We start from the raw sequence: 20,735 nt of genomic DNA, 5'->3' as shown, positions 1-20,735 counted from the left end.
TTGGGCCTGACGCCGGGACCGGCGGCACCGCTGTGTCGAAACCGGCGGCACTGTGGCGGCTCGGCCTGCCGCGATCAAGTCGCGGTGCCGTATCGTTCAACGAGCATTCGAGCGTGGCCGGCCCGGTGCCGCGACGTGAGCGGCCTCAATCCCACTCGCGCGGCCAGGTCTCTTCCAGATGCGGCCCGAGGCGCACGGCCCAGACCCGCTTGGCCAGCCCCGTTGCGTCGTCTGTCTCGACCGCGATGCCGCACAACGTGCCCTCGCCGGTGGCCGCTTCGAGCCGTGAGCCCGGCGTTTTCTGAAGGAAGCGGCGCACCGGCTCGTCCTTCTGCATACCGAGCACGGAATCGTAGTCGCCGCACATCCCCGCATCCGACAGGTAGGCGGTGCCGCCCGGTAGGATGCGGTGATCGGCGGTCGGCGCATGGGTGTGGGTGCCGACCACAAGGGTGGCGCGGCCGTCGAGGAAATGCCCCATGGCCTGCTTCTCGCTCGTGGCCTCGGCGTGCATGTCGACGATCACCGCATCCGCCGCCGCGCCGAGCGGGCAGGCGTCGAGTTCCCGGTCGGCCGCAGCGAAGGGGTCGTCGAGCGGGTCGAGGTAGATCCGGCCCATCACGTTGACGACGAGGACGCGCGCTCCGCGGGGCGTCTCGATCACGGCGGCACCGCGGCCCGGCGTGCCCGGCGGGTAGTTCGCCGGGCGGATCAGACGCGGCTGGCGGGCGATGAAGACGAGCGCCTCGCGCTGGTCGAACGAGTGGTTGCCGAGGGTCACCGCGTCGGCGCCGGCCTGAAGGATCTCGTCGCAGATCGATTCGGTGATGCCGAAACCGCCGGCCGCGTTCTCACCGTTGATGACGACGCAATCGAGACGCCAGCGCTCGCGTAAGGACGGCAGACGTTCGGTGACGGCGTGGCGGCCGGGGCGTCCGACAATGTCGCCGAGGAAGAGGATGCGCATGCAGCATCGGCCCGAAAGGTGGTCGCCGGCGTCTCGGAAGAGCCGATGCGAGTCAAATGAAAGGTCTAGCTTTGCCGGAGCGGCACGGGACCGGTCTCGGTCACGAGATGGTCGAGCGGGCGGTCATGTGGCTCGGCCGGGACGCGCGCGATCTCCTGCACGGAGAAGGCGATGCCGACGGTCAGCACCGGCCCGTTCTTCGAGAGCCGCTCGATCGCCTGATCGTAATAGCCCGCGCCGTAGCCGATGCGCTGGCCCGCGCGGTCGAAGGCGGCGAGCGGTACGATCAGGGCGGTGGGGTCGAGCGGGGGAAGATCGTCGCGGGGCTCGCTGAGGCCGAAGCCGCCGCTGACCAGTTCCTCGCCCGCGCGCCATTCGCGGAAGACGAGGCCTTGCTTGGTGACCTTCGGCAGCGCGACCCGCTGGCCGCGGGCGAACAGGCGCTCGATCAGCGGGCGCGGGTCGATCTCGGAGCGGATCGGCCAGAAGGCGCCGACCAGCGGCGCCTCGGCCAATTCGGGAATGGCCGCGATGGTCTCGGCGGCGCGCAGCGAGCCGGCCTTGCGGGCCTCGGGCGAGAGCGCGTCGCGGCGGCTGAGTGCCTCGGCGCGGAGGCTCGCCTTCAGGGAGCGTTCGGGAGAAGAGTGCGGAGCCACTTGAGCCGTTGGAGTGTCGATCCCGGGAAACCTACAGTGTAGGTGGGCGCCGTGTTGGCCAAGTCCACGGACGAGGCCAGTGACAGCTCCCTGGGGAGTCGATAAGGCCCCGGGGAAAGTTCTCCTGACGAACTCTGCAGCCCCGCCCGCCAGAGATAGACGCGCTCGCGTCCCGGCGCCAGGGGGCGATCGCGTCATGCCTCAGAAATTCGAAGCCGGCGCGACGATCCGACCGACGTTGGATGGGTCAGCCGCCGCGCTCGGCCTCGCCCTTGCCGCCGGGGGCGCCACTTGGCTGACCCGACAGTGCGCGGGCGAGCCTGTCGATCCGCTCGGCGGCGATGCCGACACCGCTCGCGAGCCGCGCCTGATCGGCCGCGCCCTGAGCCGCGTGCTGCTCCAGGTCAGCGATGCGGCGGCGCGCTTCGAGCAATTCGTCGGCCAGGGTCAGCGAGGCCATGACGTGCAGGCGCATGTCGCCGATCTCGCCGAAGGTGCCGCGCATCTCGGTGACACGGTCGTCGAAGCTCTTGGCCAAAGCCGCGAGATGGTCTTCCTCGCCGGGGCCGCAGGCCATCCGGTAGCTCTTGCCCGCGATGGTGACGTTGACGTGCGGCATCCGCGTTTGAACCTGACTCGAACTCAGCGCCCGGACGGGCCGGACAGCACGTCTTCCACCGTCTCGATGGCGCGATCGAGGCGGCGGTTGACCTCGCCGGTGGTGGAATTCATCCGGGCGAGCCGCGCGCCCGCCGCATCGAGTTCGGCGGCGAGCCGCACCCGGTCCTCCTCCAGCAGGGCGAATTCCGTCTCCCGGTCGCCGCGGCTGCGCTCGGCTTCGAGCTTGCGGGCCACCGCCGTCTCGAGCAGCGCCAGCGCTGTATCGAGCCGGTGCAGCGCCTCTTCCAGCCCGACGCCGTCCTGCCTTCTGCCCTGCGCTGCCTTCGTATCCGCTCGCGCCATATCTACCCGTCGGTTGCCGTCCCATCGGAGTCGGCCACGAAACGCGTCCCGCGCCGCGACGGCCAGAACGCAAACGGCCGGCGGCGGAAGGACTTTCGCGGTACTCCGAACCCTCGCTGCGGACAGGTTTCAGCCAAGCGCATTCGAAATTCCAGACAATTCACAGGCTTGCCCCCGATCTTTGACAGCCTCGGGCGCCATGTTAGAGAGCCGGCGCCCGGCCCCGATCCCCCGGCGCGGGGCCGCCCTACGGATTCTCAAGACCGTGACTTTTTCCGGCTCCCCGATCAGACCGTCCGCCGACCGGACGTCTGCGGGCCGCCTCACGGTTCATCCCCCGTTCAGTCCCGCCCCGCTTGGAGCGGTCTCACCTTCATCGGGCACCGCGCGCGAAAGCCGCCGGCTGGCCCGACCGTTGTTCCATCGGCGCGCGGGTGCGCCCCATTTCGAAGGAGTCACGCCGTGACCGTCAAGGTTGCCATCAACGGGTTCGGGCGCATCGGCCGTAACGTGCTGCGCGCCATCGTCGAAGCCGGCCGCACCGATATCGAGGTCGTCGCGATCAACGATCTCGGCCCGGTCGAGACCAACGCCCACCTGCTGCGCTACGATTCCGTGCATGGTCGCTTCCCGGCCGAGGTCGCGGTCGAGGGTGACGACATCGTCATCAACGGCAAGCGCATCCGCGTCACCGCCGTGCGCAACCCGGCCGAGCTGCCGCACCGCGAGCTCGGCGTCGACATCGCGCTGGAATGCACCGGCATCTTCACCTCGAAGGACAAGGCGAAGGCCCATCTCGACGCCGGCGCCAAGCGCGTGCTCGTCTCGGCGCCCGCCGACGGCGCCGACCTCACGGTCGTGTACGGCGTGAACCACGACAAGCTCACGGGCGAGCACCTCGTCGTGTCCAACGCCTCCTGCACCACGAACTGCCTTGCGCCGGTGGCACAGGTGCTGAATGACACGGTGGGGATCGAGCGCGGTTTCATGACCACGATCCACTCCTACACCAACGACCAGCCGTCGCTCGACCAGATGCACAAGGATCTCTATCGGGCCCGCGCCGCGGCGCTCTCGATGATCCCGACCTCGACGGGTGCGGCCAAGGCCGTCGGCCTCGTCCTGCCGGAGCTGAAGGGCAAGCTCGACGGCACCGCGATCCGCGTGCCGACCCCGAACGTCTCGGCGGTCGATCTCGTGTTCACGGCCAAGCGCGCGACCTCGGTCCAGGAGATCAACGACGCGATCAAGGCGGCCGCCGCCGGCCCGCTCAAGGGCGTGCTCGGCGTCACCGACCGGCCGAACGTGTCGATCGACTTCAACCACGATCCGCACTCGTCCACCTTCCACCTCGACCAGACCAAGGTCATGGACGGCACCTTCGTGCGCATCCTGTCCTGGTACGACAACGAGTGGGGCTTCTCGAACCGCATGGCCGACACCGCCGTGGCCATGGCCAAGCTGATCTGACGCGCTAGCTACGCCTGACGAGGGGCGGCCGGCCGTTCGGGCCGGCCGCCCCCGATTGTCTTCGAGTTCCCATAGAGTACCTCACGTAACGCCCGCTGACTGACCGCCTCTCGTCTGCCGTGACGGTGAAGCGGGCGTTTCGTGAGAGACACTCAGGCGAGCCCGGCTCGCCGAAGCTTCAAGGTGCGTACGCGATGACCGAGACCTCGCCGGCCAAGCCTTCCGGAACCGACTTCATCCCCGCTCCCGCTTCCTCCTCCGCGCCGCCCGCCGCCGTGACGCCCGCAGTCGCGGCGCCGAGCACCGGCAAGGCCGCGCTGCCCGCCTCCGGCGCCGTCAACCACGCCGACCAGCTCGCCCGCATCGAGGACAAGACCGCGCGCATCGAGGACAAGTACGCCCGCTCCGAGGCGCTGCTCTCGCGCGTCGAGGAGAAGGTCGAGTCGGCCTCGACCCGGATGAACGATGCCGCCCGGCAGGTCGACCTCTCGTCCCTGCGCAGCGAGGTCCGCACCCTGTCCGACCGGGTCAGCCGCCTCCCCGGCACCGGCGCCCTCGTTCTCACCGCCATCATCACCGCCCGTGCTCACCGTCGCGCTGATGGTCGCCGTGCAGCGGATGAACCTCGACCGGATGCTGCCGCACAGCCTCGGCGGCCAGAGCCAAACGACGCCCGCCAATCCTTCTGCCTCCAACCCGTAGAAATCAGACGCCGCCATGACGGATTTCCGCACCCTCGACGATGCCGGCCCGCTCCAGGGCAAGCGCGTGCTGCTGCGCGTCGATCTCAACGTGCCGATGGAGGGCGGACGCGTCACCGACGCGACCCGGATCGAGCGCGTCGTGCCGACGATCCGCGAGATCGCCGATGCGGGCGGGCGGGTGATCCTGCTGGCGCATTTCGGCCGCCCCAAGGGCAAGCCGGACCCGAAGGATTCGCTCAAGCCCATCCTCTCGACGCTCTCGGAGAAGCTCGGGCGGCCGGTGGCGTTCGGCGAGGATTGCGTCGGCGAGGCCGCTGCTTCAGCCGTTGCGGCGCTCAAGGACGGCGACGTGCTGCTCCTCGAAAACACCCGCTACCACGCGGGCGAGGAGAAGAACGATCCCGACTTCGCCAAGGCGCTGGCTGCCAATGGCGAAATCTACGTCAACGAGGCGTTCTCCGCCGCCCACCGTGCGCACGCCTCGACGGAAGCGCTCGCCCGCCTGCTGCCGGCCTATGCCGGGCGCCTGATGCAGGCCGAACTCGATGCCCTGACCAAGGGTCTCGAGGCTCCGGCCCGCCCGGTCATCGCCATCGTCGGCGGCGCCAAGGTCTCGACCAAGATCGACCTGCTCGAAAACCTCGTCGCCAAGGTCGACATGCTGGTGATCGGCGGCGGCATGGCCAACACCTTCCTGCACGCGCAGGGCAAGGATGTCGGCAAGTCGCTCTGCGAGAAGGATCTCGCCGAGACCGCCAAGCGCATCCTGGCCGCGGCCAAGGAGAAGAACTGCACCATCATCCTGCCGGTCGATGCGCTGGTGGCCCGCGAGTTCAAGGCCAATGCCGAGAACGAGACCGTTCCGGTCGATGCCGTGCCCTCCGACGCGATGATCCTCGATGTCGGCGCCTCTTCGATCGCCACGATCGACGGCGCTATCGAGGAAGCCCGGACGCTGGTCTGGAACGGCCCGCTCGGCGCCTTCGAGCTGACGCCGTTCGACACCGGCACGGTCGCGGTCGCCCAGCATGCCGCCCGGCGGACCAAGGCCGGCCAGCTCGTCAGCGTCGCCGGCGGCGGCGACACCGTGGCGGCCCTCAACCATGCGGGCGTGGGCGAGGACTTCTCCTACGTCTCCACCGCGGGTGGCGCCTTCCTCGAATGGCTGGAGGGCAAAGAACTGCCCGGCGTCGAGGCGCTGCGCGCGCAGGGCTGAGGTCGGATCGGCCGCACCGCAACGCGGGCGGCGGTGGCGACAAACGCGCGCATTTTTCAGCGCCGGGCCGCAGGCTGGCGGCACCGGCTCACCTATATAGGCCGCAGCAAGGGACAGGCCCGGCTGAGGCCGCATCGCACGAGGATCGAACCATGGCACGCATCACCCTTCGGCAGCTCCTCGATCACGCCGCCGAGTACGGCTACGGCGTGCCCGCGTTCAATCTGAACAACATGGAGCAGGGGCTCGCCATCATGGCGGCGGCGGATGCCACCGACTCGCCGGTGATCCTCCAGGCAAGCCGGGGTGCCCGCGCCTATGCCAACGACGTGGTGCTGGCCAAGCTCATCGACGGCCTCGTCGAGATCTACCCGCACATCCCCGTCTGCATGCATCTCGACCACGGCAACAACGAAGCCACCTGCGCCACCGCGATCCAGTACGGCTTCACCTCGGTGATGATGGACGGTTCGCTCAAAGCCGACGGCAAGACCCCGGCGGACTACAACTACAACGTCGAGATCACCCGCAACGTCACCAAGATGGCCCACTGGGCCGGCGTGTCGGTCGAGGGCGAACTCGGCGTGCTCGGCTCGCTGGAGAGCGGCCAGGGCGAGGCCGAGGACGGCCACGGCGCGGAAGGCGTGCTCTCCCACGACCAGCTCCTGACCGACCCGGACGAGGCGGTGAAGTTCGTGACCGCCACCAAGGTCGACGCGCTGGCGGTGGCCATGGGCACCAGCCACGGCGCCTACAAGTTCACGCGCAAGCCCGACGGCGACGTGCTCGCCATGGGCGTGATCGAGGAGATCCACCGCCGCCTGCCGACGACCCACCTCGTCATGCACGGCTCCTCGTCGGTGCCGCAGGACCTTCAGGACATCATCAACCAGTACGGCGGCGAGATGAAGCCGACCTGGGGCGTGCCGGTCGAAGAGATCCAGCGCGGCATCAAACACGGCGTGCGCAAGATCAACATCGACACCGACAACCGCATGGCGATGACCGGCCAGATCCGTAAGGTGCTGACCGAGAACCCCTCCGAGTTCGATCCGCGCAAGTACCTGAAGCCCGCCATGGAGGCGATGACCAAGCTGTGCCGCCAGCGCTTCGAGGAGTTCAACACCGCCGGTCAGGGCTCGAAGATCCGCCCGATCTCGGTTGGCCGAGATGGCGAAGCGCTACGCCAACGGCTCGCTCGACCCGAAGATCGACGCCTGATCCGTCATGGCTGAATCAGAGTCGGCCGCACCCCGGCCCCGCCTCGCCCTCCTCACCCCCTATGGTCTCGGCGCGTCCGAGGCCGAGGCGACCGCGCGGGCGCTCGATGCCGCCTGCGCTGCGGGGGACGTCGCGGCGGTGATCCTGCGGCTGGCGGCGTCCGACGAGCGCAGCCTCGTCGCCCTCGTCAAGCGGCTGGCCCCCCCGGCGCAGGAGCGCGGCGCGGCGGTGCTCGTCTCCGTGCCGGGCTTTACCGGCGACATCGTCTCCGTCGCGGCCCGCGGCGGGGCTGATGGGGTGCATCTCGACCGCGCGGACGAAGAGGCGTTGCGCGATCTGCGCGGGCGCCTGCGTGACGGGCGCATCCTCGGGACCGGCGGCGTGCTCGGATCGCGCAACGCGGCGATGGTCGCGGGTGAGACCGGCGTCGATTACCTGATGGTCGGCGGCCTCTTCCCCGACGGCGTCGCCCCCGATGCCGAGGAGGTGCGCGAGCGCGCGGCGTGGTGGGCCGAGATCTTCGAGACGCCCTGCATCGCGGTGGCGACCTCCGCCGAGGATGTCGCGGCGCTCGTGCTGACGGGTTCCGAGTTCGTCGGGCTGGAAAGCGCCCTGTGGCTCGACGATCCCGAAGGGGTTCGGGCCGCACAGGCGCAGCTCGACCGGGCACGATGATTTCTTCTGAAGACGGGACCGTGGCGGTGACCTTCAAAGCCCTCCCTCCTCTGCGGGGGGAGGGAAGGGCACGTGGGCGCACCGGGAAGGCCGCACGCGGAACGGGAACCCTGTCCCTCGCGGTCTTGGGCGCCTGCGCCGTCCTCGCGCTGGACATCGGCGCTCTGCACGCGGCCCCGAAGCAGCCGGCCCCGAAGGAGCCGGTCGCGCAGACGCCGGCCAAGCCGAACCTGTTCGACCTCAAGCGTGAGCTGCCCTCGCCCTACTCGGCCAACGTCCAGGGGGCGCAGCCCACGACGGCGAACCCGAATGCGGATGCCGCCTACGGGGCCTATCAGCGCGGTCGCTACGTCACCGCCTTCCGCGAGGCGACCAAGCGGATCGAGGCGAATCCGAAGGACGCCGCCGCGATGACGCTGCTCGGCGAACTCTACAACCAGGGCCTCGGGGTCAAGCCGGACCCCAAACGCGCCCACGAATGGTACCGGTTGGCGGCCGTGCAGAACGATCCCAACGCCATGGCCTCCCTCGGCCTGATGGCGATGGACGGGCGCGGACAGCCCAAGGACGAGAAGGCCGGCCGGACCTGGCTCGAACAGGCCGCCCGCAAGGGACAGCCCAGCGCCTGCTACAATCTCGCTCTGATCCAGCTCGCGAGCGACAAGCCGGCGGATCTGGCGGCGGCCCTGGCCAATTTCCGGGCGGCGGCCGAGGCCGAGATCCCCGCCGCGCAATATGCGCTGGGTGTGCTCTACCTCCAGGGCAAGGGCGTCGCCAAGGACACGACCCAGGCCGCGCAATGGTTTCGCCGTGCCGCCGACAACGGCGATCTCGGCGCCGAGGTCGAGTTCGCGATCCGGCTGTTCAACGGCGACGGTGTTCCCAAGGACGAGACCCGCGCCGCCCGCTACTTCCTGCACGCGGCCCAGCGCGGCAACGCGATCGCCCAGAACCGGATCGCCAAGCTCTACGTCGCCGGCCGCGGCGTGCCCAAGAATCTGGTCGAGGCGGCGGCCTGGAACCTCACCGCAGCCTCGCAGGGCCGCGCCGATGCCGGCCTCGATCAGGCGACCGCCGGCCTCAACCCCGACGAGCGCAAGCGCGCCGAGGCGCTGGCGGCGGACCGGGTGAGCCTTGCGCCCTAAGGCATCGTCCCGGAGATCGGATCCGGAACGAGGCTCCGAGCCGTCGCGCCGGCATCGCCCGAAAGCCGGCAACCACCTTTCGGGGTGATGCCCGCAGAAATTGTAGAACTGTCGGCGCGTTTTGAAACGAAGAAGCCGGGCCGAGGGCTGGCGCATCCGGCGACGCTTGCGCGAGGGTGCGACGGTCACGCTGCCCTATGCTCTCGGACAACCGCGTGACAGGAGCCCGAATGACGTCAAGCCTTCTTCGCCGCAAGCCCTTGCAACTGGAGCCCGGTGAAGAGCGTCGGCTGGCACGAACGCTCGGCTGGCCGCACCTCATGGCCCTCGGTGTCGGCGCGATCGTCGGAACCGGCATCCTCACGCTCATCGGCGTCGGGGCGGCCAAGGCCGGGCCCGCGGTGATCCTGTCCTTTGCCATCGCCGGCGCGATCTGCGCCTGTGCGGCGCTCGCCTATGCCGAAATGGCGACGATGATCCCGGTCTCGGGCAGCGCCTACACCTACAGCTACGTCGTGCTCGGCGAGATCCTCGCCTGGATCATCGGCTGGAGCCTGATCCTCGAATACTCGCTCGTCGTCAGCGCGGTGGCGGTCGGCTGGTCCGGCTATGCCGCGCCGCTGCTGGAGAACCTATTCGGGTTCCCCAGGGCGCTGATGCAGGGGCCGGATGCGGGCGGGATCGTCAACCTCCCCGCGGTCGCGATCATCGTCGTCGTCGCCGTGCTGCTCCTGCGCGGCACGCGGGAGAGCGCCACGGTCAACGCGGCGCTGGTGCTGGTGAAGATCGCCGCGTTGATCGTCTTCGTGGTCTTCGCGCTGCCTGCCTTCGACGCCGCCCATCTCGAACCGTTCAACCCGTTTGGCTTCGTGAAGAGCCTGGGCGCCGACGGGGTCGAGCGCGGCATCATGGCGGCGGCGGCAATCATCTTCTTCGCCTTTTACGGCTTCGACGCCATCGCCACCGCGGCGGAGGAGACGCGCGACCCAGGGCGCGACCTGATCATCGGCATCGTCGGATCGATGGCGGCCTGCGTCGTGATCTACGTCGCGGTCGCGGTCACCGCGGTGGGGGCCGTGTCCTACACGCGCTTTGCCGACAGTCCGGAGCCGCTGGCGCTGATCCTGCGCGAACTCGGCCGGCCGCTGGTGGCGCAGTATCTCGCGGCCTCGGCGGTGATCGCGTTGCCCACCGTCATCCTCGCCTTTTTCTACGGCCAGAGCCGGATCTTCTTCACCATGGCCCGCGACGGGATGCTGCCGCAGAGCCTGGCGAAACTCTCCTCCGCCGGAACGCCGGTTCGGATCACCCTCTTCACGGCGGCCGTGGTGACCGTGCTCGCCGGGCTCGTCCCGCTGGGGGAACTCGCCGCACTCGCCAATGCCGGGACGCTCGCGGCGTTTATTGCGGTCGCGGCCTGCATGCTGGTGATGCGTGTCCGTGCACCGGATGCTCCCCGCACCTTCCGCGCCCCGGCCCCCTGGCTCATCGGGGCGATCACGATTCTGGGCTGCGGCTATCTGTTCTTCAGCCTGCCCGCGAAGACCCAACTCTGGTTCGCCGTCTGGAACGTCCTCGGATTGGTGTTCTACGGGCTTTATGGCCGGAAGAACGCTTCGGTCGCAGCCGGATAGCGGGAGCGGGTCAGGCGCGACCGGCGAGGTCGCGCAGAACCGCCGGAACCATCTCCGGCAGATCCTCGGAGATCAGCCCCGGCCCGAAGCGCAGGCCCGCATCGCCGTGCAGCCACACGGCGGCGCAGGCGGCCTCGAACGGGTCCATGCCCTGCGCCAGCAACCCGGCGACGAGGCCGCCGAGCACGTCGCCGGAACCGGCGGTGCCGAGATGCGGCGTGCCGTGGTCGTTGATCGCCGCGCGCCCATCCGGGGCCGCGATCACCGTGTCGGCGCCCTTCAGCACCACGACCGCCCCGGCGATCTCCGCCGCCCGCGCGGCCCGCTCGACCTTCGTCAGCCCCTCCGCCACGGCCTCCGTGCCGGAGAACAGCCGCGCGAACTCACCCTCGTGCGGCGTGAGCACGGCCCGCGCCTCGCCGTCGCGGATGTGGCGGGCGAGGGTGCGCACCTCGCTGCGGAAGCTCGTGAGCGCGTCGGCGTCGAGCACCAGGGCGCGCCCGGCATTGGCCGCCACCGCGACGAGGTCGCAGGTCGCCGGGCCGGTCCCGAGGCCGGGGCCGAGCAGCAGCGCGTTCAGACGCTCGTCGGCGAGCATGTCGTCGAGGTCGTCGGCATTCTCGCACGGGCGCAGCATGATCGCGGTAAGCTGGGCGGCGTTCTCCGCCAGCGCCGAGGCGGGTGAAGCCATGGTGACGAGCCCCGCACCGACCCGCAGCGCCCCGCGGGCGGCGAGCCGGGCCGCGCCGGTGCGATAGGCCGGGCCCGACAACACCAAGGCATGGCCGCGGGTGTATTTGTGGCTGCCGGAGGTGAGCCGCGGCAGCGCCCACAGGCCGGGCGCGTTGCGATACAGCGCGCGGGTCTCTCCGGCGATCCCGGTGGCGAAAGCGGCCTCGCCCGTGCCGATATCGGCGACGTGCAGCGCGCCGCAATGGGTCCGGCCGGGCTGGAGCAGGTGGCCGGGCTTCAGCGCGACGAAGGTCACCGTCTCGGTTGCCTCCACCGCGAGCCCGCGCACCGCGCCGCTGTCGCCGTCGATGCCGCTCGGCACATCCACGGCCAGCACGGGGATGCCCGAGCGGTTCACCGCTTCCACGAGGGCGCGGGCTGCCCCTTCCAGATCGCGGCAGAGGCCGGCGCCGAACACGGCATCGATGATGAGGTCGGCCGCCGGAATCGCGGTCTCCACGGCACCCACCGGGCCGGTCCAGGCCTCGGCGGCGAGGGCGGCATCGCCCTTGAGCGTGGCGCGCTCGCCGAGCAGACGCAGATCGATGGGGTAGCCGGCCTCATCCAGCAGGCGGGCGGCCACGAACCCGTCGCCGCCATTGTTGCCGGGGCCGCACAGCACGAGCACCCGGCCACGCTCCGGTGCCATGGCGCGGGCACGCATGGCGATGGCGGCGCCCGCCGCCTCCATCAGCGTCAGGCCCGGCGTACCACCGGCGATCGCGGCGGCATCAACCCGGCGCATCGCCTCAACGGTGAGCAGCCGATGCGAGGCTTGGGGGGATTTCACCGGCTCATGCATGCAACTGGCTCAACCTATGCCTTTAAATTCATCGTTTTTGGCGGAATTGCCTACATATTCCGCTTTGTTTGCATATTCCGTGCGCAACTTCCCGGTCCCGTCATCCAAATCGCCGTGGCGGTCACGCGGCGGCGATGGTACATAAATGGCTGACTGAGGGACTAGGCGGATCAGGCTTTTCCGGATGAAGAAGATCGAGGCGATCATCAAGCCGTTCAAGCTCGACGAGGTGAAGGAAGCCCTCCAAGAGGTCGGTCTCCAGGGCATCACCGTGATCGAGGCGAAGGGCTTCGGCCGGCAGAAAGGCCATACCGAACTCTACCGCGGCGCCGAATACGTCGTGGACTTCCTCCCGAAGGTGAAGCTGGAGATCGTACTCTCGGACGCCCTAGTCGAGGGTGCCGTGGAAGCGATCCGCAAGTCGGCCCAGACCGGCCGCATCGGCGACGGCAAGATCTTCGTCTCGACGATCGAGGAAGCCATCCGCATCCGCACCGGCGAGACCGGCACCGACGCGATCTGATCCAGTCGGCCCCGCTGTCCTGGCCCGCTTCGTGAAGGGCCGGCCGCGTCCGCGCTTGCCGTGAAGCGCCGTAGCCGAGCGACGCCGTGCCCGATCTCGACAGTATCGTCAAAGACATCGCCGCGGAGATGCGGGCCCGCCCCGATCGCGGCGCGGTGGCGAGCTACATCCCCGAACTGGCCCGCGTCGACGCTCAAGGCTTCGGCCTCGTCGTGATCGACGGCGACGGGCGGGTCGCGGCCGGGGGGGATGCCGACACCCCCTTCTCGATCCAGAGCATCTCCAAGGTCTTCACCCTGACGCTGGCCCTCGGCATGGTCGGCGACCGGCTCTGGCGCCGGGTCGGCCGCGAGCCCTCGGGCAGCCCGTTCAACTCCATCGTGCAGTTGGAGCGGGAACACGGCATCCCGCGCAATCCGTTCATCAATGCCGGCGCCATCGCCGTCACCGACCTGATCCTGTCGGGCCATCAGCCGCGGGAGGCGTTGGGCGAAATCCTGCGCTTCATGCAGTTTGTGGCGCAGGACGACAGCATCACCATCGACGAACGCGTAGCGGCCTCCGAGAAGCGCACGGGCTTCCGCAACGCGGCGCTCGCCAACTACATGCGCTCCTTCGATGTGATCGAGAATCCGGTCGATTACACGCTGGGCGTCTACTTCCATCACTGCGCCATCGCGATGACCTGCCGCCAGCTCGCCACCGCCGGGCTGTTCCTGGCCTATTCCGGGCACCATCCGCTGGCCGGGCACTCGGTGATCTCGGCTGAGCGGGCGCGGCGCATCAACGCGATCATGCTGACCTGTGGCCACTATGACGGCTCGGGCGATTTTGCCTACCGCGTCGGCCTGCCGGGCAAGAGCGGCGTCGGCGGCGGTATCTTGGCCGTTGCGCCGGGCAAGGCCTCGATCTGCGTCTGGTCGCCGGGACTGGATGCGGCGGGCAATTCCCATCTCGGGCGTATCGCCCTGGAGATGCTGGTGAAACGGACCGGGTGGTCGATTTTTGGGGTGTGAGGCGCGCCGGCCGCCCTAGCACACTGATCCCCGCAGCCTTGCCCTGATCACTGAGGTGGCCGCGTCAGCGGCCCTCGAAGAATCCTCCGGGGATCGCACGGCTACCGGAGGATCCTTCGAGGCCTCTGCTTCGCTGCGGCACCTCAGGATGAGGGCGAGACCGGGATAAGCCAAACAAAAACCGCCCCCGTCTTTCGACGGAGGCGGCCTGTTTCAGACGCTATTGTCGGCCTCGAAAGTCTTACGCGACGGCCTTCTGCGCGGCTTCGCCCGGGAGCGGAACCTCGGAGATCGTCTTCAGAACCTGCGAGGCGATCTGGTAGGGGTCGCCCATGGAGTTCGGGCGGCGGTCCTCAAGGTAGCCCTTGTAGCCGTTGTTGACGAAAGAGTGGGGCACGCGCACCGAGGCGCCGCGGTCGGCCACGCCGTAGGAGAACTTGTTCCACGGCGCCGTCTCGTGCTTGCCGGTCAGGCGCATGTGGTTGTCGGGGCCGTAGACGGCGATGTGGTCGTCCAGGTTCTTTTCGAAGCTGGCCATCACCGCCTCGAAATACTCCTTGCCGCCGGTCTCGCGCATGAACGTCGTCGAGAAGTTGCAGTGCATGCCCGAGCCGTTCCAGTCGGTGTCGCCGAGCGGCTTGCAATGGTACTCGATGTCGATCTCGTAGGTCTCGCACAGGCGCTGGAGCAGGTAGCGCGCCATCCACATCTCGTCGGCGGCCTTCTTGGAGCCCTTGCCGAAGATCTGGAATTCCCACTGGCCCTTGGCCACTTCGGCGTTGATGCCTTCGTGGTTGATGCCGGCGGCAAGGCAGAGGTCGAGATGCTCCTCGACGATCTTGCGGGCTACGGGGCCGACATTCGAGGCGCCGACGCCGCAATAATACGGACCCTGCGGAGCGGGGTAGCCGGTCTCGGGGAAGCCGAGCGGGCGGCCGTTCTTGTAGAGGAAGTACTCCTGCTCGAAGCCGAACCACGCGCCGGCATCGTCGAGCACGGTCGCGCGCTTGTTCGACGGGTGCGGGGTCTTGCCGTCCGGCATCATCACTTCGCACAGCACGAGCACGCCGTTGGTGCGGGCCGGGTCGGGGAAGTGGCGCACGGGCTTCAGCACGCAGTCGGAGGAGGAGCCCTCGGCCTGCTGCGTCGAGCTGCCGTCGAAGCCCCAGAGCGGGAGCTGCTCGAAGGTCGGGAAGCTGTCGTACTCTTTGATCTGCGTCTTGCCGCGCAGGTTCGGTGTGGGCGTGTAGCCGTCGAGCCAGATGTACTCGAGCTTAAACTTGGTCATTCCCAGTCTCTCGTACCTTGAGGATCCGTGTCCTGACGAAACCTTTGCGGAACCGGCGTCGTTGAGAACCTGCCCGGCCGTTGGATCGCGGCGTCCGGCGGGTGACTTCCCCGCCGCATCCGAGACGCCGATCCACCGGCGAGCAGGGCGCCAGCCCGACCCCCGAGCGCCCACTGTGCGGGTGGACGCTCCGGTTTCCGCCTAAGCATGTCGCGTGCCAGTCGCCCTGGTCGCGAGGCGGTGGCCTATGCGGCAAATATGACCGCCCAAGGGCCGGTCTTGCAGACGAAACAGTCCGAACGTCCCGCGAATGCGTGGATTTTTTGCCTGCCGACGGGTGGCAACGGCGAAGCGCGGACGATATCGTCCGCGCGGCCGGCGAGACCGGCCGGGGACGCGAGAGGGGGCCGGACCCGGATCAGGAGCGACGCCGCGGGCGTGAAGCCGCCCCGTCGAGACATGCCGCTTTCCCGATCATTCTATCGCGCCCCAGGGACGGACCGGCTTGGACCGCGCCCGGACCCGGCCGATGGTTCGCCGCCCCGCTTCCAGAATTTGCCGAGGAGACGCACAGCATGAATACGGCCGCCGATGTGCTGAAGGCCATCAAGGACAATGACGTCAAGTACGTCGACTTCCGCTTCACCGACCCGCGCGGCAAGTGGCAGCATGTGACCTTCGACGTCTCCCTGATCGACGAGGAGATGTTCCAGGACGGCACCATGTTCGACGGCTCGTCGATCGCCGGCTGGAAGGCGATCAACGAATCCGACATGCTGCTGATGCCCGATCCGGTCACGGCCTGCATGGACCCGTTCTTCTCGGCCTCCACCATGTCGATCGTCTGCGACGTGCTCGAGCCCTCGACCGGCGAGCCCTATGCCCGCGATCCGCGCTCGACCGCCAAGCTCGCCGAGGCGTATCTGCGCTCCACCGGCATCGGCGACACGATCTTTGTCGGCCCCGAGGCCGAGTTCTTCGTGTTCGACGACGTGAAGTTCGGCGCCGACCCCTACCATACCGGCTTCCAGCTCGACTCGACCGAGCTGCCGACCAACGGCTTCACCGATTACGAGGGCGGCAACCTCGGCCACCGGGTGCAGACCAAGGGCGGCTACTTCCCCGTCCCGCCGCAGGATTCGGCCCAGGACATGCGCGGCGAGATGCTGGCCGCGATGCAGTCAATGGGCGTGAAGGTCGAGAAGCACCACCACGAGGTGGCGTCGGCCCAGCACGAGCTCGGCATGAAGTTCGACACGCTGACCCTGCTCGCCGACCACATGCAGATCTATAAGTACTGCATCCACAACGTGGCGCAGAGCTACGGCAAGTCCGCCACCTTCATGCCCAAGCCCGTCTACGGCGACAACGGCTCGGGCATGCACGTGCACCAGTCGATCTGGAAGGACGGCAAGCCGCTGTTTGCCGGCGACAAGTATGCCGACCTCAGCCAGGAATGCCTGTGGTACATCGGCGGCATCATCAAGCACGCCAAGGCGCTCAACGCCTTCACCAACCCGTCCACCAACTCCTACAAGCGTCTGGTGCCGGGCTACGAGGCCCCCGTGCTGCTGGCCTATTCGGCCCGCAACCGCTCGGCCTCCTGCCGTATCCCGTGGACGACGAACCCGAAGGCCAAGCGCGTCGAGGTCCGCTTCCCCGATCCGATGGCCAACCCGTATCTCGCCTTCTCGGCCCTGCTGATGGCCGGCCTCGACGGCATCATCAACAAGATCGATCCGGGCCCGGCGATGGACAAGGATCTCTACGATCTGCCGCCGCGCGAGCTGAAGAAGATCCCGACGGTCTGCGGCTCGCTTCGTGAGGCGCTGCAGAACCTCGACAAGGACCGCGCCTTCCTCAAGGCCGGCGGCGTGTTCTCGGACGACCAGATCGACTCGTTCATCGAGCTGAAGATGGCCGAGGTGCTGCGCTACGAGATGACCCCGCACCCGATCGAGTTCGTGCAGTACTACTCGCTGTAAGATCTTTTTCGCGCAGCGTTGTGCAGCGGGCACCGGAGCCTTCGAGGCTCCGGTGCCTTTTTTGTTCGGGGAATGCTTGACGCTGGCAGCCGGGGCGGAACCAGTAGGCCCGTCCGATCGGGAGTCTCACCCATGACCCTCACCGTCCCCGTGATCCTCGGTTCCGTGCGCACGGACCGCGTCGGCATCCGCGCCGCCCGCTTCCTCGTCGCGCAACTCGAAGCCCGCGGCCACACGGCGCCGCTGGTCGATCCCGCCGAGTTGAAGCTTCCGCTCCTCGACCGGATGTACAAGGAATATCCCAGGGGCGAGGCCCCCGAACCGCTGGAGCGGCTGGCGACGCTGTTTCGCGGGGCGGATGCCTTCGTCGTGGTCTCGGCCGAGTACAACCACTCGATCCCGCCCGCGCTCTCCAACACCCTCGACCACTTCCTGGAGGAGTATTTCTGGCGGCCTTCGGCCATCTGCTGCTACTCGGCGGGGCAGTATGGCGGCGTGCGCGCGGCGATGCAGTTGCGGGCGATGCTGGCCGAACTCGGAACGCCGAGCATTCCCTCGCTCCTGCCGATCCCGCGCATCCACAAGGCGCTGAGCGAGGCGGGCGAACCCGCTGAGGACTGGCTCGGCCGGGCCGCGAAGAAGTTTCTCGACGAGCTGACTTGGTACGCCGAGGCCCTGAAGGCGAAGCGGGCCGGGGGCACGCCGTACTGAGTGTCTCTCACAAAACGCCCGCCGCGCTGTCATCGCCAGAGCGAGAACGGTCAGAGACCGGGAGTTTTGTGAGGCACTCTGAACCTTGCGCGCGGCACTCCGTTTGCACCCCTCGAAGCATAGGCGGATGAGGAAAGCGGGCGGATGAACGCGAGTTTCGACAGAGTTAAGGACGCGCTGGCCGAGTTGATCAAGGCGGCGCTCGTCTCCGATGACGGCCTGAGCCTCGCCTTCCGGCAGGCGGCGGCGGACAAGATCGCGGCGCTCGCGGCCGATCCGCCGTCGGCGGACGCGGTGCGGATCGATGGCGCCTGGACCCTGGCGATCCGCGCGGCGGAAGCGCCCGAGCTTCAGCCGGCGGAAGGACAGGTGAACCTGACACTGCCGCGGGGCGCGCCCTTTACCCTCGAAGAGCTGTCACGGGCCGATTTCGACGTGGATCGGGCAGTGGAGACGATCCGCAAATCGGCTTCCACGGGCTGACGCCGGGGCCGAACCTGTTCACGGTCGATCTCGCGGCGTTGTTCTAAGGCGTTCGAGCGCCCATCTTGAAGAGGTGCCGGGATCGTCAACGGTCTCCCCAATCAACGAAAAACCGAACGCGCCACGCCTTCCCGGACCGGCGCGGAGAGCCTTGCTCCTTGGCCAGACGCATCAATCCGACGGCGGGCACCCCCGTTCTTCCCTCCCGCGAGCAGATCCTCGCCTTCGTCGCCGAGACGCCCGGAAAGGTCGGCAAGCGCGAAATCGCCAAGGCCTTCGGTATCTCGGGCGCCGACAAGATCGGCCTGAAGGCGATCCTGAAGGAGATCGAGGCCGAGGGCGCGCTCGAGCGCGACCGCGGCGGCTTGCGGAAAAGCGGCAGCCTGCCGCCGGTCGTGCTCGCCGACATCGTGTTGCGCGACCGCGATGGCGACCTGATCGCTCGCCCGGCGCAGTGGGACGGGGAGGGCGAGGCGCCCAAGATCGCCGTCGAGACTCCGCGCGCCGCCCGCAAGGGCAACCGCCCCGCGCCCGGCATCGGCGACCGGGCGCTGGTCCGCGTCGCGCCGGACCCGGAAGCGCCCGGCCGCTACACCGGCCGCGTCATCAAGGTGATCGGCAAGAACCGCTCCGAGGTGATCGGCGTCTATCGCGCCGGCCGCGACGGCGGGCGCCTGCTTCCCGTCGAGAAGAAATCTCAGGGTAAGGAAATCGCGATCCCGCCGGGCGAGGAAGGTGAGGCCCGGGATGGCGACCTCGTCAGCGTCGCGGTGGAGCGCGAGACCCGCTTCGGCCTGCCCCGTGGGCGCGTCACCGAGCGGCTCGGCGCGCTCGGCTCCGAGAAGGCGGTGAGCCTGATCGCGCTGCACATCCACAACATCCCGCATGTCTTCCCCGCCGCCGTGCTGGCAGAGGCGGATGCAGCCAAGCGCGCGACCAAGCGCGGTCGCGAGGATTGGCGCGAGGCGCCGCTGGTCACCATCGACCCGCCCGACGCCAAGGACCACGACGACGCGGTGATGGCTGAGGCCGATCCCGATCCGGCCAATGCGGGCGGCTTCATCGTCACCGTCGCGATCGCGGATGTGGCCGCCTATATCCGGCCGGATTCGGCCCTCGACCGCGAGGCGCTGCTGCGGGGCAATTCGGTCTACTTCCCCGACCGGGTGGTGCCGATGCTGCCCGAGCGCATCTCGAACGATCTCTGCTCGCTGCGCGAGGGCGAGGACCGCCCGGCGCTCGCCGTGCGGATGATCATCGGCGCGGACGGGGTGAAGCGCAGCCACAGCTTCCACCGCATCCTGATGCGCTCGCACGCCAAGCTCGCCTATGCGCAGGCGCAGGCTGCCATCGACGGCCGGCCGGACGAGAAATCGGGACCGGTGCTGGAGACCGCGCTCCGCCCGCTCTACGCGGCCTACGAGGCGATGAAGCGGGCCCGCGACGCCCGCGGTCCGCTCGCCCTCGACCTGCCGGAGCGCAAGGTGCTGCTCGACGCGGAAGGCGGCGTCGATCGGGTGATCGTGCCGGAGCGTCTGGAGGCGCACCGGCTGATCGAGGAGTTCATGATCCAGGCCAACGTCGCGGCGGCCGAGACCCTGGAGAAGGCGGGCTCGCCGCTGATCTACCGGGTCCACGACGAACCGGCCCTGGAGAAGATGCGCGCGCTCGGCGAGGTGCTCGCCTCGGTCGGCGTCAAGATGACCAAGGCCGGGGCGCTGCGGCCGGACCTGTTCAACCGCATCCTCGCCCAGGTGGCCGAGAGCGAGCACGCCCCGTTCATCAACGAGGTGGTGCTGCGTTCGCAGGCACAGGCGATCTACGCTGCACAGAATTTAGGCCACTTCGGCCTCAACCTGCGCCGCTACGCCCACTTCACCTCACCCATCCGCCGCTACGCGGATCTCATCGTCCACCGTGCTCTCGTGCGTGCCTGCGGATTGGGCAAGGACGGCCTGCCGGGCGACACCACGCCGGGTATGCTCGACGCCGTCTCCGAGCAGATCTCGGCGGCCGAGCGCCGGGCGATGGCGGCCGAGCGCGAGACCATCGACCGGCTTATCGCAGGCTACCTCGCCGACCGGGTCGGCGCGACCTTCACCGGCCGGATCTCCGGGGTGACGCGCTCGGGGCTGTTCGTGAAGCTCGCCGAGACCGGGGCCGACGGGTTCGTGCCCGTCTCCACCATCGGCCACGAATATTATCGCCACGACGAGGCCCTGCATGCCCTCGTCGGCGACCGCAGCGGCGAGACTTACCGCCTCGGCGACACGGTCGAGGTCCGCCTCGTCGAGGCGGCGGCGGTGGCCGGCGCCCTGCGCTTCGAGATCCTGTCGGAGGGGCGCAGCCGCTCCGGCGCCAAAGGCGGCGGGATCAAGCGCAGCGGGCCCAAGGCGAGTCCGGGCAAGGCGAAGTTGGGCAAGGCGAAGTTCGGTGCAAAGTCGCCCAAGGGTAAGCCGCGCCCCGGCAAGGCGGCGGCCTCCGAGAGCGATGCAGCGCGGCGCCATCGCGGCTCGCGTCGCTGAGCGGAAGGGGCTAGACTCG

The 20,735-nt window shown here is 68.8% G+C and carries 18 protein-coding genes, 1 other RNA gene and 1 pseudogene; 12 read left to right on the top strand and 8 right to left on the bottom strand.

What is annotated here, in order from left to right:
• Positions 1-145 precede the first annotated feature (145 nt).
• From M2437_RS21335 to M2437_RS21315, 5 genes are all read right to left on the bottom strand, one after another.
• Positions 146-967, bottom strand: coding sequence for a TIGR00282 family metallophosphoesterase (locus tag M2437_RS21335; protein ID WP_056460747.1), 822 nt, complete (start codon positions 965-967; stop codon positions 146-148).
• Between the two features lie 65 nt (positions 968-1,032).
• On the bottom strand, positions 1,033-1,623 hold the full coding sequence (locus tag M2437_RS21330) for a 5-formyltetrahydrofolate cyclo-ligase (protein ID WP_003602926.1): 591 nt from the start codon (positions 1,621-1,623) through the stop codon (positions 1,033-1,035).
• Positions 1,613-1,769, bottom strand: a non-coding RNA gene (ssrS, locus tag M2437_RS21325) — 6S RNA. The genes M2437_RS21330 and ssrS overlap by 11 nt, the downstream gene beginning before the upstream one ends.
• 101 nt (positions 1,770-1,870) lie before the next feature.
• A complete protein-coding gene (locus tag M2437_RS21320) occupies positions 1,871-2,242 on the bottom strand; it encodes a cell division protein ZapA (RefSeq protein WP_003602923.1) in 372 nt (123 codons plus the stop codon).
• A 23-nt stretch (positions 2,243-2,265) separates the two neighbouring features.
• Positions 2,266-2,586, bottom strand: a complete 321-nt coding sequence (locus M2437_RS21315) for a DUF4164 family protein (protein WP_003602920.1) — start codon at positions 2,584-2,586, stop codon at positions 2,266-2,268.
• Between the two features lie 462 nt (positions 2,587-3,048).
• On the opposite strand from M2437_RS21315, the gene gap reads away from it, so the two are divergent.
• Positions 3,049-4,056, top strand: a complete 1,008-nt coding sequence (gene gap / locus M2437_RS21310; RefSeq protein ID WP_012253798.1) for a type I glyceraldehyde-3-phosphate dehydrogenase — start codon at positions 3,049-3,051, stop codon at positions 4,054-4,056.
• A gap of 178 nt (positions 4,057-4,234) precedes the next feature.
• On the opposite strand, the gene M2437_RS21305 is transcribed toward gap, so the two are convergent.
• Positions 4,235-4,603, bottom strand: coding sequence for a hypothetical protein (locus M2437_RS21305; protein ID WP_499007024.1), 369 nt, complete (start codon positions 4,601-4,603; stop codon positions 4,235-4,237).
• A 170-nt stretch (positions 4,604-4,773) separates the two neighbouring features.
• On the opposite strand from M2437_RS21305, the gene M2437_RS21300 reads away from it, so the two are divergent.
• The 5 genes and pseudogenes from M2437_RS21300 to M2437_RS21280 all read left to right on the top strand — a co-directional run bounded on the left by M2437_RS21300 (position 4,774) and on the right by M2437_RS21280 (position 10,651).
• A complete protein-coding gene (locus M2437_RS21300; protein WP_253388622.1) occupies positions 4,774-5,976 on the top strand; it encodes a phosphoglycerate kinase in 1,203 nt (400 codons plus the stop codon).
• Positions 5,977-6,128: 152 nt separating this feature from the next.
• Positions 6,129-7,197: pseudogene (fba, locus tag M2437_RS21295) on the top strand (class II fructose-bisphosphate aldolase).
• Between the two features lie 6 nt (positions 7,198-7,203).
• Complete coding sequence (locus tag M2437_RS21290) at positions 7,204-7,872, top strand: thiamine phosphate synthase (RefSeq protein ID WP_012752835.1); 669 nt, start codon at positions 7,204-7,206, stop codon at positions 7,870-7,872.
• The gene (locus M2437_RS21285; protein ID WP_253388621.1) at positions 7,869-9,017 is read left to right on the top strand and encodes a tetratricopeptide repeat protein; all 1,149 of its coding nucleotides are present in this window, start codon (positions 7,869-7,871) and stop codon (positions 9,015-9,017) included. The genes M2437_RS21290 and M2437_RS21285 overlap by 4 nt, the downstream gene beginning before the upstream one ends.
• A gap of 230 nt (positions 9,018-9,247) precedes the next feature.
• Positions 9,248-10,651 (top strand): amino acid permease, encoded by a 1,404-nt coding sequence (locus M2437_RS21280; protein ID WP_253388620.1) that lies wholly within the window; start codon positions 9,248-9,250, stop codon positions 10,649-10,651.
• A gap of 10 nt (positions 10,652-10,661) precedes the next feature.
• On the opposite strand, the gene M2437_RS21275 is transcribed toward M2437_RS21280, so the two are convergent.
• Complete coding sequence (locus M2437_RS21275) at positions 10,662-12,185, bottom strand: NAD(P)H-hydrate dehydratase (RefSeq protein WP_253388619.1); 1,524 nt, start codon at positions 12,183-12,185, stop codon at positions 10,662-10,664.
• Between the two features lie 184 nt (positions 12,186-12,369).
• Here M2437_RS21275 and M2437_RS21270 point away from each other — a divergent pair, with 184 nt between their 5' ends.
• Together M2437_RS21270 and M2437_RS21265 are read left to right on the top strand one after the other, a co-directional pair.
• On the top strand, positions 12,370-12,708 hold the full coding sequence (locus M2437_RS21270) for a P-II family nitrogen regulator (RefSeq protein ID WP_003600526.1): 339 nt from the start codon (positions 12,370-12,372) through the stop codon (positions 12,706-12,708).
• 86 nt (positions 12,709-12,794) lie between these two features.
• Positions 12,795-13,724 carry a glutaminase gene (locus tag M2437_RS21265; protein ID WP_003600522.1) on the top strand — a complete coding sequence of 310 codons (930 nt, stop codon included), beginning with the start codon at positions 12,795-12,797 and terminating at the stop codon, positions 13,722-13,724.
• Positions 13,725-13,965: 241 nt separating this feature from the next.
• Here M2437_RS21265 and M2437_RS21260 read toward each other — a convergent pair whose 3' ends face one another.
• The gene (locus tag M2437_RS21260) at positions 13,966-15,012 is read right to left on the bottom strand and encodes a glutamine synthetase beta-grasp domain-containing protein (RefSeq protein WP_003600521.1); all 1,047 of its coding nucleotides are present in this window, start codon (positions 15,010-15,012) and stop codon (positions 13,966-13,968) included.
• A 575-nt stretch (positions 15,013-15,587) separates the two neighbouring features.
• On the opposite strand from M2437_RS21260, the gene glnA reads away from it, so the two are divergent.
• The 4 genes from glnA (at position 15,588) to rnr (ending at position 20,716) form a co-directional block, all read left to right on the top strand.
• Entirely contained in the window at positions 15,588-16,997 is a 1,410-nt protein-coding gene (glnA, locus tag M2437_RS21255; protein ID WP_003600520.1) for a type I glutamate--ammonia ligase, read from the top strand.
• Positions 16,998-17,129: 132 nt separating this feature from the next.
• The gene (locus M2437_RS21250; protein ID WP_253388618.1) at positions 17,130-17,708 is read left to right on the top strand and encodes an NADPH-dependent FMN reductase; all 579 of its coding nucleotides are present in this window, start codon (positions 17,130-17,132) and stop codon (positions 17,706-17,708) included.
• Positions 17,709-17,852: 144 nt separating this feature from the next.
• Positions 17,853-18,191, top strand: coding sequence for a hypothetical protein (locus M2437_RS21245; protein WP_253388617.1), 339 nt, complete (start codon positions 17,853-17,855; stop codon positions 18,189-18,191).
• Positions 18,192-18,349: 158 nt separating this feature from the next.
• A complete protein-coding gene (gene rnr, locus M2437_RS21240; protein WP_253388616.1) occupies positions 18,350-20,716 on the top strand; it encodes a ribonuclease R in 2,367 nt (788 codons plus the stop codon).
• The last annotated feature ends 19 nt before the right edge of the window (positions 20,717-20,735 follow it).

Origin of the sequence: Methylorubrum pseudosasae, assembly GCF_029504475.1 — a bacterium.
GTDB lineage: Bacteria > Pseudomonadota > Alphaproteobacteria > Rhizobiales > Beijerinckiaceae > Methylobacterium > Methylobacterium extorquens.
Note: the sequence above shows the minus strand (reverse complement) of the source record. Positions and strands in the feature narration are given on the sequence as shown.